Origin of the sequence: Streptomyces sp. NPDC048473 (genome assembly GCF_043200155.1) — a bacterium.
Lineage (GTDB): Bacteria > Actinomycetota > Actinomycetes > Streptomycetales > Streptomycetaceae > Streptomyces.
This window is the reverse complement of the sequence record NZ_JBICXE010000010.1, coordinates 153,620-168,406: the sequence shown is the minus strand read 5'-3', so window position 1 is coordinate 168,406 and position 14,787 is coordinate 153,620. Positions and strand designations below refer to the sequence as shown.

The following is a 14,787-nucleotide window of genomic DNA, read 5'->3' as shown; positions in this document are numbered from 1 at the left end:
AGCGATCCACCGGACACAGCCGCAGCGCCAGAGAGAGGACATGACACGATGAGCACCGGCCTGAGGAAGACCTGGGACGCGTGGGCGGGTGCCGTCCCGCGACTGGCGCGCTCAAGCACCCTGGAGCCCTGCGACGACCCCGCGGCCACGGCCACCCGCCTCGCCCAAGCCGCCCTCGCCGACCAGTACATGGTCTACGAGGCAGCAGCCGGCGTCTGGCACTTCGCTGCGGGCTCCGCCGAGAGCCTCACCGCGCACGCGGCCGGCATCACGGCGCGAGCGGCGGGGCGCACCTGGACGTCTCCCACCGACGACAGGCCGCTGACGATGTTCGCCGACGCACTGAGCGCCCTCTCGGCAGCGCACGGCGCGCACGACAGCGAACGTCACTTCTGCGGCTGGGCCGCCTTCGAACTCGCCCACCTCCTCCACGCGGACCCCGAGGCCACCGGTGACGGGCCTCTGCTGCACGCGCTGATCCCGTCGGTCGAGGTGACCCTCACCGGGGACCGGACCGTGATCCGCGCGGTGGACGAGGCGTGGCTCCGCAAGGTCTCCGACCTGCTGGCGGAGCCGACTACGCGACATCTCGCTCCGGGCGGGACGACCCCGGAGGTGTCCGAGCGGATCATCGCGGCCGACACGGACGCCTATGGCAGGGTGGTGTCCCGAACGGTCGAGGACATCCGCGCCGGGCTCCTGGAGAAGGCCGTTGTCTCCCGGAAGGTTCCGCTGCCCGCCGCGCCATCCGTGGACTTCCCCGCGACCTATCTCACGGGCCGCCGGGCCAACACCCCGGCCCGCTCCTACCTGCTGGAACTCGGGGGCTACCGGGCGGCCGGGTTCAGCCCGGAGACCGTCCTGGAGGTCGGCGAGGACGGCCGCGTCAGCACCCAGCCCCTCGCAGGCACCCGCGCACATGGGACGGATCCGACGGAGAACGAGCGCCTGCGCACGGAACTGCTCACCGATCCCAAAGAGGTGCACGAGCACGCCGTATCCGTACGCCTCGCCTGGGACGAGATGGCGGCGGTGTGCCGGCCAGGGTCTGTCACCGTCGAGGAGTTCATGGCGGTCCGGCCGCGCGGTTCGGTGCAGCACCTCGCCTCACGTGTGACAGGCCGGCTGCGGCCCGATGCCGGACCGTGGGACGCCTTCGCCTCGCTCTTCCCGGCGATCACCGCCACAGGAGTCTCCAAACGCTCCGCCCTCCAGACCCTGGCCCGCCACGAGGAGGGGCCACGCGGCTTGTACGGCGGCGCGGTCTTTCGGGGGAGCACCGGTGGCACCCTCGACGCCGCCCTCGTCCTGCGCACCCTCATCGGCGCGGGCGACGAGACGTGGCTACGCGCGGGCGCGGGAGTCACCGCTCAGTCCAGCCCCGAACGCGAGATCGAGGAGACCTGCGAAAAGCTCCGCAGCGTCGCCCCGCACCTGAGGTTCGCCATTAAGTAGAAGCCAGATTCGATAGTGCACCGAAGCCGGTGAAATGCATTCCCAGATATGGCACCGATAATCGTTATCGATAGCACGCTGGGTAATTAGCCTGCTTGCCGATGCGTGTTCTCTGTGACGGCCTCGGCCGGGAGAGTACAAAACAGGAGGACGCTGAAAGCTGCCGCCACAAAATGGGCGGTGGTCTGAATTCATGGAGATGAGTGAAGTGGCGACGTCCCTGCAACATCAGCCGCACCCCGGTCATGACCATGCGCACGCTGCGGGCTGCGGGCACGTCGCAGTCCCTCACGGCGATCATGTCGACTACGTACACGACGGGCATCTGCACCGTGAGCACGACGGCCACGCGGACGAGTGCGAGGCTGGCGAGCATTGGGAGCATCCCGAACATGCCCACGCGCACGGCGAGGGCTGCGGGCATGTGGCGGTTCCGCATGGTGACCACATGGACTACGTGCACGACGGCCACCGGCACGCGGCTCACGAGGGCCACTGGGACGACCACTGACTGTTTCGCGTGCGCCATCCGAGAACTCAGAATGCACCCCTATTCTCGTGGATGCATTCTGCGCTCTTTCGTATTCCCGCACAGAAAGCCTGCGCAGGCGTGAGTGCGGAACCCAGGAGCTCTGGGTATGGCTCGTTGCCTGTTGCAGTTGCTATGGCTTAGGTCAACTTGGCTGACCAAAGCCCCGCGACGACGCGACCACCAATATGGGAATCGCGACTCGATCGCTTCGTAAGGCGACGTCGGCGAGGTCGTCTGCGGGGCCGGTTACGACGAGGAGCTGGCGGAGGGGAACGTGCCCGATCTGGGCCGGACTGGACATCGGCGACGAATACCACCACGCGGTTGTGATCGACGCCAGCGGCAAGCGGCTGAGAGAGCTGCTCCAGCTCATCGGGGACCTCCTCTCCCACGAGACCGCCAAAGAGCTCGCGGCGTTACCCCGGCCGTCTCGTCTGCTGCGAGTGCAGGGCGCCGTTCACCGACGAGCGGTGGAAGGCGGTCGAACGGGGCGGTTGGGGCGTCACCGCAGAGCACCGACCGACGTTGTGCGACGGGCCACACGACCATGACCCGCGAAATCGGCGAATGGATCGTGAACAAGCTCAGGGAAGCGTGACCCGGCCAACCGCCGACAAGAGTGCCCCTTCGTATGGGCCCAGGGAGCATACGGTCCCTGGGCCCACACGAAGCGGATGCAGCCGGTGGCCGGTTTCATGCAGACCGCTCCGTGCCCACTGACGGGGCCCGGGCCTGTAAGGCGTATCTACCAGCCGAATTCCATCTGAATTGGGATACCGTCCACGATTTCGGTCTGGGCGTGTGGGGCTATTCCGATCGACACGCCGAGCCGGGTGGCGATGGGCGTGTACAGGTCGGTGGAGACCTCTGGTGTGCGCAGGGAGATCAAGAGGGCGTAGCTGACGGGCAGGCCGATGCGGTTGTTGCGCCTGTTCGCCTTCCACCAGCCTCCGACGGGGTAGACGGCGAGCGTGCCGCAGTCGGCGAGTTCGGCCGCCGATCCGCGCCAGATGTCGGCGTGCAGGGAGCCGAGGTTGCGGGCTCGGGGGCCCACCAGCCACCTGTTGTTGGACTCGAACGCCCTGGGGTTGCCGAGGCCGTCGCTTTCGTGTTCGGCTTGTTCGGCCAGTCGCCTCTGGAAGGAGTCGCTGGATTCGGTGGGGCCTTTGATGGCGAAGCGAAGGCCGTGTGAGGCGTAGCTGTAGCGGCCGAGCATGCCGCGCCGGCCGGGATTGGGCTCGATCATGTAGGCGAGCGTTACGCGCAGGTCGACGGTGGTCTCGGCCAGGTCGCGCAGTTGTTCCAGGGGCCACGGCAGCTCGTGCAGCTTGAGTTCGGCCAGGCGGACCTGTCCGCCCTTGACCTTGTAGGGCACCAGGGTGTTCTGGATGATCATGGTGACGGCGTTCGAGGCGCTGCTGCGGATACGTTCGGCGGTGGGCATGCCCCACCCGTACCGGCGGATCACCTGTCGCATCACGTCGCCCTTGGCGAGTTTGGGGGAGCCGGTCTTCTTGAACAGGCCCTGCTCGACCATGGCAGGGGTCCACTGGGCTTCGTGGACGAGAAGGGCACGAACCGTCTCCGGCCGCAGCCCGGGGTAGGCGCTCATCGCCGTGGCGGCGAGGGCAGCCGCCTGGGCCGTGGCAGCGCTCGTGGCGTTCGTCCAGGTCAGCTGACGCGCAGGGTCGTGGTGGGTGGTCGCCACGCTCACCAGATCGTGTGCGTCCAGGATGCTGTCGTCAGGGGCGACGAGCATGTTGCCGCCCTCCAGAACGATGTCGGGCTTGGTGATGACTGCGTTGGTCAGCGCCACCGAGGTCCGGCTGAAGGGGGACAGGGCGCCAGGCGCCGCCAGCGGACGGTATCCCCGGAACAGGGCGGAATCGGGGACGGCGTCCATGTGCGTGCATGCCCCGACGGTGAGTACGTTGTGTGCCTGGGCGGGTTCCTCGATGCGCGACAGGTCGGACAGAAGCAGAGGATCCAGCGTGCCGTCGTCGCGGCGCATCTGGTGGGGGACAGCACCGCGGATGTTGCCGGCGCTGACGATGATCAGGCGTGACGCTTCAGGATCGGGAGCTCCGACCAGCTCGATCCGGTCGTCCCGGACGGTGACGTCCGTGCCTGCTGCCAGGGCGTCCAGGGTGGCTGACCACAGGGTCGCGGTGCCGTCTACGCCGTTCTCCCCTTCCCCGGACTGCCGGGTGACGGCCATCGAGAAGACCCGTCCGGACGGTGCGGGGCCGCCGTTGCCGATCTCAGCGGTCGCGACCGCGTTCGCGGTCGTTTCCGCACAGGTGCGCGGGGATGCGTCGGGTGTGTGAGCGTCGTTGAGGATCTTCACGGACTCAAGGCCGTGACCGAGGACGACGGGACCTTGTGATTCAAGGGCTGCGGCGAAGTCTCCGAAGAGGGCGAGCCCGGCCATCTGCGTGCCGTGCCCGATCCGGTCGGCCGGTGTGCTGCCAGGGAGCACGCTGTAGGCGCGCTCGTGCAACGCGGGCTTCAGCAGGGCGTGCTCCTGGGCTATCCCTGTGTCCAGGATGCATACCGCCGGGGACTCCGGTGCGGCCGGCTCAATGCGCGCGGCGAGATCCTTGACGAGGTCCACGCGGAACTCGCGGTCGACGGCGTAAAGGCCCTCGGCAAAGGTAGGACTGCGGATCTCAGCAGGGCAGGCGTTCGTAGCCAACAGGAACGCCAGCTCGTTACCGGTCGTCGAGACGTGCGCCACCAGGCGTTCCCCGACATGGATCGCCCGTTCACTGACCTGCCAGCGACGCTCTTCGGCCAGGGAACGCAAGGTGGCAACCGCCGTCGGCGAGATCCGCGGATCGAACCACAACTCCCACCACCGCTCCTCATCCAGCGGCGGCAGATCCTGCCGCTCCTGCCAGAGGTGCTCCAGCAGAGCCCGCTGGACCTGTTCCATATTGGCCACCAGAACGGCCTGCTTGGGGTTGCCGCCGGTGGTGTCATCCGTGAAGTCGGCGATCCGCTGGGTGAACGAGGCGACTTTGTCGAAGGGGATCCAGACCAGCGCGTCCTGCTGACTGTTCTCGGTCTGCGGGTGGCTGCTCATGAGTGTCAGGCCCGATGCGTCCAAGCGCTCCAAGCTCAGAGGATGGTCGCGAGCCGCCTCGATACGCACCGCGAAACCGTCAGGCTGACGGTCCTCGGGAACCTGCTGCATGAGCTGGGTCGCCTCACGGCGGGCCTTCTCCAGCCCGTCCACCAAAGCATCGGCGTGCCCCTGCCGGTCCGTGTGCTGAACCAGGTCCGGACCGCTCCCGCCGGCAGCCTCGGAGCGCGGCGTGAGGGTGGCGGCCTCCCAGGGCACGATCAGGTGCGGACTGAGCCGTGCGGGAGTGCCGGGCTCAGGCATGGTGGGAGGCGTGCCGCTCGCTCAGGGCTTCCAGCAGCAGCTGCTCGTCCACCACGTCCCCGTCAGCCAGGATGGCTCGTTTGGCCGCTGCTTCCGCCGCTTTGACCAGCTCGGCGTGACTCAGGCCCGATGCACGTTCTGTCACGAGGCCCCACCGTAGTGTGCTTGTGTCCATTCCGGCTAGACGTCGCTGCAGCACCTGTACAGCTTCCTCCCCGGTGGGAGGGCCATAGGTGGCGATCATGTCGAAGCGACGGAACAGAGCCTGGTCCAGAAGCTGGTGGTGGTTGGTTCCGGCCACCACGAGACTCTCAGAGGGCGCCTCATCAAGGAACAGCAGAAATGAGTTGAGGATCCTGCGGGCTTCGCCGACGTCGTTGCCTGCCGCCCGTTCGGCTCCCAGAGCGTCGAATTCATCGAACAGGTAGACCGCTCGGGTCTGAGCCACGGCGTCGAAGACCAGACGCAGTTTGGCGGCGGTCTCGCCCATGAACCGGCTGATCAGACCGTCCAGGCGAATGGTGAACAGGGGCAGTTTCAGCTCTCCGGCCAGGGCCGCTGCCGTCATGCTCTTGCCCGTCCCTGGAGGCCCGGACAGCAGAATGCGGTGCACCGGGGTAAAGCCGAAACGCTCCAGCCGTGCACGCTGTCGCTGTTCGTGCAGCACGCGATCCAGCGAGGCGCGCAGTCCGGCGTCCAGGGTCATGTCGTCGAGCTGGGTGTCCGGATAGCCTGCAGTCAGGAGACTGGTCAGCTCACCGCGGGGCTGCACCACCGGGGTAGCGGCACGCGGGGTGTCCGGCCTCCCCTGCCGGTGTTGGGCGGCCTCGACCAGCTCGCGCAGCTCTACGGCGAACTTTCCCTGCCCCTGGCGGGCGGACTTCGCCGCAACTTGCAGAGCGACGCTGTAAAAGAGGTCGTCGTTGGCTTCGGAGTGCGCCCGCACGAGAGCTTTCAGGTGATCGGCGTTCGCCGCCATACGCCTGTCACCCTCCGATGTGGACTGCCTGTTAGAAGAGGTATACCCAAATCAGCGGGCCCCTGCGCCTGCATCGTACGGCCCTGGGCTCCAGGCTGCTGCCCGGATCCGCCGCTGGCCGAGATGTCCGAAAGAGTGGATCGCGGCGAGAGAACCTCGCGCAGCCTGCTGGCCTGGGACCCATCTCTCATCCAGGCTGCGGCAGGGCCGTCTGCCGGTGATGTCCGAATCATGCATGCCGATCGAGGGCCGAGCGCAGGACACCTATGCGCTCGACGCCCTTCTCGGGACCCGCGTCCCTTCAGTCCCTCGGTCTGCTTCCGGATCGAGGATCTGCCGGCGAGAAGTGAGCGCTCGCTACGAAGATCCCGGTCCGGCCGGCTGGGGCGCTTTGCCACCCGCCGCCGCCCGTCAGGTGGGGTGGGAGGCGGTTGATCCCTCCAGGGCTGGGTGAAGGGCGCGCCGATCTTCCCTTTGGCCCGGGGCGCGCACGAGCGGGACTGCACGTTCACCGCGAGGGGTGGTTTGGTCAATTTTTCCTTGCTTGTCTGGAGGAGAGAGAGCACGGTTTCGGGTGCTGGGTGAATCAGGGGGACTGCGCTCGGCGGACGGTGGTCGCAGCGGTGAGGTCCCTAGGCGGAGCACACGCCGGGCTGGACGGATCGCTGACGCGGATGGCCAGGGATTGGTGCGCCGCAGGGAGAGCGATCCAGGGGCCTGCCTCGCTCTCGGCACGAGCAAAGGGAGCGTGGGTGGCCAGCGTTTTCCAAAAGGGCAAGCGGGATGTCCGGGACCCGAGCTATCCCTGCGAACGTCCAAGGTGCGGCCACAGGTGGACAGTGCGATATCGGGAGCCGGGCGGCAGGCGGGGCCGGCAACGGGAGAAGTCGTTCTCTCGGAGGGTGGGCCTGGACGGTGCGGACGCCTTTGTCGTCCACGTCGAGAACGACAAGAAGTCGGGCACCTTCCTGGATCCCGCTCGGGGAGCTGTGCGCCTGCAGGTCTGGGCACAGGACTGGGTCGAGCGACGAGCCATCGGCGACACGACTCGCCGCAACTACGAGGGCTTCTTTCGCAACCACCTCGTGCCGCGCCTGGGACATAGGACTCTGGCCGGTCTGGCACGGCGCGACTTTGAACAGTTCGCCAAGAGCCTGCACGGATCGGGTGCGGGCCTGGCGGCTTCCACGGTCAACGATCGCATGCTTGTGGTGGCCGCCATGCTGGAGGCGGCCGTAGTCGACAAACAGATCCCGGACAACCCCGCACGAGGGGTCCGGATATCCCGAGCGAGGCCGGCAGCAGCGGATGAAGATGAAATCCCGACGCCGACGGAGGTCGACCTCATTGCGGCGCATATATCGCCGCAATACCGGCTCGCGGTCTATTTGCAGGCGGGCACTGGCCAGCGTCCAAGCGAGGCCCTCGCCTTCTCCACCGAAGGTCGACGGTCCGGATTCGTCAGGATCCGTTGGCAGGTCAGTGCCATGGCCCACCGTGCGGACTGCCGCATGATCTTCGTACCGCTCAAAAATCGGACGGAAGGCGAATATCGCGACGTTCCGACCGCCCGCTTTGTTGATCAGGAAATGGACGCTCACCTGTCGACGTGGAAGCCGGTGCCCGTGATCTTCATCGGGCAGAGGGGCAAGCGGCGCAGGCTTGAAGCCTTCTTCTCCCCGCGTTCCCACGGCAAGAGCACGATGCCCACCGCGTCCAACTACGGCTACCACTTCAAAAAGGCGTGCCAGTCGGCGGGCCTGGTCGGCGCGGACGGCAAGGCGACATACACCCCTGGCAGCCTGCGGCACTTCTTCGCCTCGACCGCCTTGGCCCACGGTGTCCCGATCCACGAGGTCTCACGCTGGCTGGGCCACCGGTCGGTCAAGACCACGATCGACATCTACGGGCATCTGCTGCCGAGCGCCTGGGGCCGCTGTCGTACGGTCCTGCAGAACGCGATGCGGCCGGCACCCCTCATTGAGGCGGACCCGAGTGAGGCGCCGACCGGGTCCGGCCTCAGCACCCAGGTGACGGGTCGAGGGGCGGCCGGTGAGGCGACTGGGCTGCACGGTGCTGGGATAGAACTCCCGTGCTGGGATGGTGCTGGGATGGGCACCCCAGAAACCATGCTTCCGCAGGTGGGAGCTCTGCACCAAACATTCCGCTTCAACGTCTAATACGTCCGGCGAAAGGCCGTCTGACCTGCGGCGGAGCGGGTTGGGCGGCCTTTGCGGTCCGCACGGAGTCCGCAGCGTGCTGGACGAGTCCGGCACGCGGGGGAGGGGTTACGCCGCCTTGTCGACCTGCGACTGGGCCTCGGCGGACTGGTCCGCGTACGCCTTGTCGACGGCGGCCCGGGTCCGCTCTTCGGAGTCGGGCCACAGGTGGGTGTAGATGTTCAGCGTCATGGCCGCGTTGGTGTGGCCGAGGCGCTCGGAGACCGTCTTCACAGACTCGCCGTGCTTGATCAGCAGGCTGGCGTAGTGGTGCCGGAGGGCGTGGGGTCCGGTGCCCTTCGGTATGCCGGCCTTCGCACAGGCGGGCCGCCAGGACCCGTCCATGAAGTGCGTGTAGACCACGGGCCCGCCTTGTGGCGCCGTGAAGATCCAGCTCTCGGGCCCATCGGCGGGGAAGTCCCGCAGGTGGGCCTTCATCGCATCCACCGCTATACGGGGGAGCGGGACCGTGCGGTGCGATCGAGCGGTCTTGGGTGGGCAGACGTACACGCCGTGCTTGGCGGTCTGCTGGATCTGCTGCTCGACCGAGACGGTGGCGTGCAGCAGGTCCACGTGCCGAAGCTGGAGGCCGAAGAGCTCGCCAGGGCGGAGCCCTGTGCAAGCGCCCAGCAGGACCAGGCCCCTGTAGCGGCCGGGTATCTCCTCGGCCAGCCTCCGCACCTGCTCGACGGCCAGGGGTATGACCTTTTTCCTCGGAACTGAGGGCAGCTTCGCGTCGGTGCAGGGGTTGTGCGGAATCATGCGGTCGCGGACCGCTGCCCGGAAGACGGCGTTGACCGTGTTGAAGACGGTGCGGGAGGTGCTCGCGGCGAGCTTGTGGGTGGCCGTCAGGCTGGTGATCCAGCTCTGCACGTCACCGGGCTTGATCGCGCCGAGTGCCCGCTTCTCCCAGACGGGGTAGGCGTAGCAACGCAGGTGCTGGGCTACGGCCTTGGCCGTCGACGGCCGGTGCGGCTGGCTGGCTCGCCATTCCTCCGCGTACTCCTTGAAGGGCTTCTTCGCCGAGCGCGGGTCGACGTACTGACCGGTGACCACGCTGGTCGTGACTTCGTCGAGCCAGCGCTGTGCGTCGAGCTTCCGGTCGAAGTGGCGGGCATGCTCCTTGCCGTCGAGGTCGCGGTAGCGGGCACGCCATTTGCCGTTGGGGCGCTTCTGGATGTTCGCCAAGTGGCTTCTCCTGTATGTCGGTTGTCAGTAGTGACCGCCGTCCTCGATGTCGCTGGTGAGGGTGCGAGCGTCCCGCTCGTCACCCATGAGGCGGAGGCACTGCTCGTTGATCGCACGCGAGCTGTCGGGGTGGGCCTTGATGTGGTCGGCCACGGCCACCACGGCGCGGTGCAGGCGGTCGCGGGCGTCGCGCGTTTCGTAGAACGCCTCGACGGCTTCCTGGACGAGCCGTCGGCTGTTGATGTCGAGCCCTTTCAGGGGCGGTGACATGAGCTCTTCGAGGGGAAGCTCGAAGACGCGGGAGAAGGCGAGCGCCTCATCGAGGTTGATCCGGCGGCGGGGCGAGCCGTTCTCGATGCGCCACACGGCCGTCTGGTTCATCTTCACGCCGGCTCTGGTCACGCGCTCGGCCAGCTCGGTCGTACTCCACCCTCTGACCTCGCGCTCCAGGGCCACGCGGCCCGCCACGTTGCCTTCGCTGTAGAGCAGTGGCACCTCGCCGCCCTCGGCCTTCTCGCCTGCCATCGAACCTCCATCGCGATTATCGCTATCCGAATTGAAACATAGGCTTCCCGGTTTGGCTAACCGCCGATCATGAGGTACTGCTTATGCAGATCGAATCGCCACCTAGCCGAATGGGAGCGCATGCGATACCTGACCACCGCCGAGGTCGCCGAGCGCTACCGCACCGCCGAGAGCACCGTCCGTTACTGGCGCCATCTCCAGAAGGGACCGCGCGGCATCAAGGTCGGCAAGCGGGTGCTCTACCCCGAGGCCGAACTGCTGCGCTACGAGCGCGCGCTGATCGACGGCGGAGGGGACTGGGGCCTGGCCTCATGAGCCCTCGGCCCATCCGGACACAGCAAAGGCCCTCGGCGCGCCTACGCCGAGGGCCGGAGATTCCTCTGCACGTCGCCCATCCCTGAACGAACGAACCGGTGGGGGGCGAGACCTTGCCCGTCTCGCCCCCCACCCGAGAGGAACGTCTATGAAGGACCCTACGTCCCCCGCCACCTCGAACGCATCCGGTGTTGCCTGGCCACCGATCGCGGTCCCGGGCCAGGGTCTGCCTCGGAACCGCGAGGAGCGGACGGAACCACGCGCCGGCACGGGAGGCGCGACCTCCGATGCTCCGAATCGGAGCACACCCGGTTCGCGACCTGCTCAGGTCAGCGCCCCGACAACCGCGTCGGACAGCGCAGTCGATCCTGCTCCAGGCGGATCAGAAACCCAAGACGCCAGCGGGGCAGCAGGCGAAGGCAGCGCGCTGCTGGACGACCTCCGTACGGCGATCGGGCGGTACGTGGTGCTGCCGAGCGACGAGGCCCTAACCGCTGTCACGCTCTGGGTCGCGGCCTCCCACATCCAACCTGGCCTCCAGCACGCGCCACGGCTGGCGGTGGTCGGGCCGACCAAGGGGTGCGGCAAGTCCCGTCTCCTGGACGTTCTCTACGAGACCGTCCACCAGCCGATGATGACGGTGAACACCTCCCCGGCGGTCGTCTTCCGCGTCATCGGCAAGAACCCGCCGACGCTGCTGGTGGACGAGGCCGACACCATCTTCGGCCCCAAGGCTGGCGACAAGGAGGACCTGCGCGGCCTGCTGAACGCCGGGCACCAGCGCAACCGGCCCGCCTGGCGGATCTCCGGGCCGGAGCACAAGCCGACCGCGTTCCCCACCTTCGCGATGGCGGCGCTGGCCGGTATCGGTGACCTGCCGGACACGATCATGGACCGGGCGATCGTCATCCGCATGCAGAAGCGCAAGCCGGGCGAGCGGATCACCCCGTTCCGTTCGCGGTACTCCGTGCCGGAACTGCACGCGCTGCGCGACCGGCTGGCCGACTGGCTGGTCCCGCAGCGCGGCACCGTCGCGGGTGCGGTGCCGAAGATGCCCGTCGAAGACCGCGCCGCCGACACATGGGAGCCGCTGGTCATCGTCGCCGACCTCGCTGGCGGGCACTGGCCCGCGCGGGCACGTGCCGCCTGTCTGGCGATGACGCGCAACGAGGTGGTCCAGGACGAGCAGACGACGCTGAAGACGCGGCTGCTGCGTGACATCCGCCGCGTCTTCGACCAGGAGAGCGGCAAGGAGGCACTGCGCAGCCAGGACCTGCTCGCCGTGCTGATCCAGGATGCCGAGGCTCCGTGGGCGGAGTACGGCACGAAGGGGATGAACGCCTACCACCTGGCCAACCTGCTGCGCGACTTCGGTATCAGCCCGGCCAACTACCGGTTCGAGAACGGCAGGCAGGCCAAGGCGTACGCCCGTAACCAGTTCGTGGACGCCTGGGCCCGATACTGCCCTGCCCCCGGAGAACCGGTTTCCGCAGCTGGAAGGGCCACTCTCGCGCGGCCAGCCCAGGGCCAGCCGCCCTCCCCTCCGTCCGGGTCGCTTCCCACCGGCCCGCCGGGAGGGCCCGCAGGCGCGAGGTCCGCTCGCTGACACCAGGTCCGCATCAATCCGTCGCATCCGTCCCCGCGCAGGTCAGCGCGGGGACGGATCTCCTCGGCGTTACGGATCACTCCGTAACTGCGGCCCTCTCCGTACCTGTGCTGACCAGCCACGCGACGGATGCGACGGATGCGACGACACCACCCCTCACGACTGACGGAGCACCACCATGCCCGAATCGAACGCCGACGACACCACCTCCCGCCGCCGCAGGAAGCTGTTCAGGCTCACCCGACGACCAGCAGCAAGCTGGAGCGAACGAGCCTCTAACGAGGCTTCGTCCGCGCTTGCCCCCGCCCCAGGGGTGGCGGAGGACAAGGCCGAGCGCCAGGGGGCGCCCAAGCCGGAGGAGGGGGTGGCTGAGAGCTCTTGCCGACCCGCAGCCGACTCCGCTCCTCGCAGTACGCCGGCCGATGTCCCACCGCTTGTCGAGCAGCCCTCCTGGCGGGATCTCGACGCTCCCGTCCTGCCCGCGCAGATGAACCGCAAGCGCACCGTGGAGAAGCGCGACCAGGAGAAGACCATCCGCTTCACGCGCACCGCGGTCCAGGTGATCAGCGCCGCCGCTCACCAGCGCGGTCAGAGGTTCGCCGGATTCGTCGGGGATGCCGCCCTGGCCGTCGCGCAGGGTAAGGCCGGGCTGGTCGGCAGCCCAGAGGACGACCCTCTCCGCCCGCTGATCGAGGCCGTCGAGGCGCACACGGTCGCGCTGAACCGCATCGGCGGCAACCTCAACCAGATCACCGCGGCCATCAACCGAGGAACCGTGCCCGAGCGCGCCGAGGCGGTTCTGGACCGCGTCGAGCAAGCAGCACAGAACAGCTTCCACCTCATCGACCAGCTCCTGGCGAACGGCACGGCTCATGGTTCCTGACGTCTCCACCGGTTCCGACAGCCGCGGGCTGGTCGCTTACCTCTTCGGTCCCGGCCGCCGTGACGAGCACACCAACCCCCACATCGTCGCCGCCTGGGACATGAACGGCGCCCCGGACCCCGGGCGCGACTCGGTAGCCACCTACTCCCAGCTGGCCAGGCGACTCGACCACCACGTCGACCTCCGCACCCGCGAGCTGGGCGGCAAGAAGCCACCGCAGCACGTCTGGCACTGCCCGGTCCGCACCGCCCCCGGCGACCGCTACCTCACAGACACCGAGTGGGCCGAGGTCGCCCGCCGCGTCGTGCACGCCACGGGCATCGCCCCCGACGGCGACGAGAGGGCATGCCGATGGATCGCGGTACGCCACGCCGACGACCACATCCACATCATGGCCACCACCGTCCGCGCCGACGGACGCCGACCCCGCACCCACCAGGACGGCCGACGGGCCCAGGCCGAGTGCCGCAGGATCGAGACCGAGTTCGGCCTGCGCCGCCTGAAGTCCGGCGACCTCACGGCCCCCCGAACCCCCACCGGCGCCGAGCGCGCCAAGGCCGAGCGCCAAGGCCAGACCGTGACAGCACGACAGTGGCTGCGCGAGCGGGCGTACGCGGTCGCCGCCGCCGTACACACCGAGGCCGACTACTTCACCGTGCTGCAGTCCCTCGGCATCAAGGTCAAGACACGCCTCGGCCCCGAAAGCGGCGACGTGATCGGCTACAGCCTCGCCGCATCCGGCGACACCAACAGCGTCGGCGAACCCGTCTGGTACGGCGGCTCGAAGCTCGCCCCCGACCTCTCCATCAACCGCCTCCGCGAACGTCTCCCCGACCAGGAGAGGGTCGACCGCCCCCGGTTCGCGGCAGACCCTGCCGAGCCGTGGGAGCACACCATCACCGCGATACAGACGGCGCACTCTGTCCTCGACTCCGATGACGATGCCGCCGCCCAAGGCCAGCTCGCCGCCTTCGGCGACGCCCTCTACAACATCGCCAGCGCCACACCCGGCCCGCACCGCACCGAGCTACGCGCCGCCGCCTCGGCGTTCAACCGCGCCCGCCGATCCGCCACCCGCGCCGACCACCAAGCAGCCCACGCCCTGTGCCAGGCCGCCAAGGAACTCGCCTACGCCTCCAACGAACCCGGCGGACTCGCCATCGCCCTGCTCTTCGCCACCGTGCACCTGGCGCGCGCAGCCGCCAAGTGGCACGAGCAGCGAGGCCACCAACAGCAAGCCGCAGCAGCCGACGAAGCCTTCCGCCACCTCCAGGCCGGCTACCAGCAGGCCGCCACCCCCGTCCTGGCAGACCTGACCCGCCGCGCACCACGGGCTGAGACCGCCCGCCGCTTCGAGCAGGACCTTCGAGCGGCCCTCCCCGACCACGCCGACCGGATCCTCGCCGACCCCATTTGGACCGCCCTGACCACAACCCTCGCCCAAGCCGAGACCGCCGGCCACAATCCCCGACGTCTCCTGGCTGAGGCGGGCACCCAGCGGGAACTCGACAGTGCCGAGCACCCCGCCGAGGTCCTGAACTGGCGTATCTCCGCTCAGCCGAACAAACGCGTTCAGGCAGCACGCAGGCGAAACACCGTCAGCAGCCCATCGCCCATGTCCACTGCGCCACACCTTCCGGCCACACCAGTGGCCATGAGGCATGAAGAGCGCAGGCGACACCGCTGACGGCCTGGGC

At 68.3% G+C, this 14,787-nt stretch carries 11 protein-coding genes; 7 read left to right on the top strand and 4 right to left on the bottom strand.

Annotation, left to right across the window (positions count from 1 at the left end):
- Window positions 1-48: 48 nt before the first annotated feature.
- Together ACGFU7_RS19290 and ACGFU7_RS19285 are read left to right on the top strand one after the other, a co-directional pair.
- Window positions 49-1,455 (top strand): salicylate synthase, encoded by a 1,407-nt coding sequence (locus ACGFU7_RS19290; protein ID WP_393697222.1) that lies wholly within the window; start codon window positions 49-51, stop codon window positions 1,453-1,455.
- A 199-nt stretch (window positions 1,456-1,654) separates the two neighbouring features.
- Window positions 1,655-1,966: a hypothetical protein gene (locus tag ACGFU7_RS19285; RefSeq protein ID WP_364941182.1), complete on the top strand. Its 312-nt coding sequence runs from the start codon at window positions 1,655-1,657 to the stop codon at window positions 1,964-1,966.
- A 766-nt stretch (window positions 1,967-2,732) separates the two neighbouring features.
- Here ACGFU7_RS19285 and ACGFU7_RS19280 read toward each other — a convergent pair.
- Window positions 2,733-5,375 carry a S8 family peptidase gene (locus ACGFU7_RS19280; protein WP_393697221.1) on the bottom strand — a complete coding sequence of 881 codons (2,643 nt, stop codon included), beginning with the start codon at window positions 5,373-5,375 and terminating at the stop codon, window positions 2,733-2,735.
- Complete coding sequence (locus ACGFU7_RS19275) at window positions 5,368-6,354, bottom strand: AAA family ATPase (protein WP_393697220.1); 987 nt, start codon at window positions 6,352-6,354, stop codon at window positions 5,368-5,370. Before ACGFU7_RS19275 ends, ACGFU7_RS19280 begins: the two co-directional genes overlap by 8 nt.
- Before the next feature lie 902 nt (window positions 6,355-7,256).
- Here ACGFU7_RS19275 and ACGFU7_RS19270 point away from each other — a divergent pair.
- Window positions 7,257-8,534 (top strand): tyrosine-type recombinase/integrase, encoded by a 1,278-nt coding sequence (locus tag ACGFU7_RS19270; protein ID WP_393697219.1) that lies wholly within the window; start codon window positions 7,257-7,259, stop codon window positions 8,532-8,534.
- Between the two features lie 108 nt (window positions 8,535-8,642).
- On the opposite strand, the gene ACGFU7_RS19265 is transcribed toward ACGFU7_RS19270, so the two are convergent.
- Both ACGFU7_RS19265 and ACGFU7_RS19260 read right to left on the bottom strand, forming a co-directional pair.
- Window positions 8,643-9,761, bottom strand: a complete 1,119-nt coding sequence (locus ACGFU7_RS19265; protein ID WP_393697218.1) for a tyrosine-type recombinase/integrase — start codon at window positions 9,759-9,761, stop codon at window positions 8,643-8,645.
- Between the two features lie 24 nt (window positions 9,762-9,785).
- The gene (locus ACGFU7_RS19260) at window positions 9,786-10,286 is read right to left on the bottom strand and encodes a helix-turn-helix transcriptional regulator (RefSeq protein WP_393697217.1); all 501 of its coding nucleotides are present in this window, start codon (window positions 10,284-10,286) and stop codon (window positions 9,786-9,788) included.
- Between the two features lie 120 nt (window positions 10,287-10,406).
- On the opposite strand from ACGFU7_RS19260, the gene ACGFU7_RS19255 reads away from it, so the two are divergent.
- From ACGFU7_RS19255 to ACGFU7_RS19240, 4 genes are all read left to right on the top strand, one after another.
- Window positions 10,407-10,601 (top strand): helix-turn-helix domain-containing protein, encoded by a 195-nt coding sequence (locus ACGFU7_RS19255; protein ID WP_329147669.1) that lies wholly within the window; start codon window positions 10,407-10,409, stop codon window positions 10,599-10,601.
- Window positions 10,602-10,749: 148 nt separating this feature from the next.
- Entirely contained in the window at window positions 10,750-12,207 is a 1,458-nt protein-coding gene (locus tag ACGFU7_RS19250; protein WP_393697216.1) for a DUF3631 domain-containing protein, read from the top strand.
- 313 nt (window positions 12,208-12,520) lie between these two features.
- Window positions 12,521-13,090 (top strand): hypothetical protein, encoded by a 570-nt coding sequence (locus ACGFU7_RS19245; protein ID WP_393697284.1) that lies wholly within the window; start codon window positions 12,521-12,523, stop codon window positions 13,088-13,090.
- Complete coding sequence (locus ACGFU7_RS19240) at window positions 13,080-14,777, top strand: relaxase/mobilization nuclease domain-containing protein (RefSeq protein WP_393697215.1); 1,698 nt, start codon at window positions 13,080-13,082, stop codon at window positions 14,775-14,777. Before ACGFU7_RS19245 ends, ACGFU7_RS19240 begins: the two co-directional genes overlap by 11 nt.
- Window positions 14,778-14,787 lie beyond the last annotated feature (10 nt).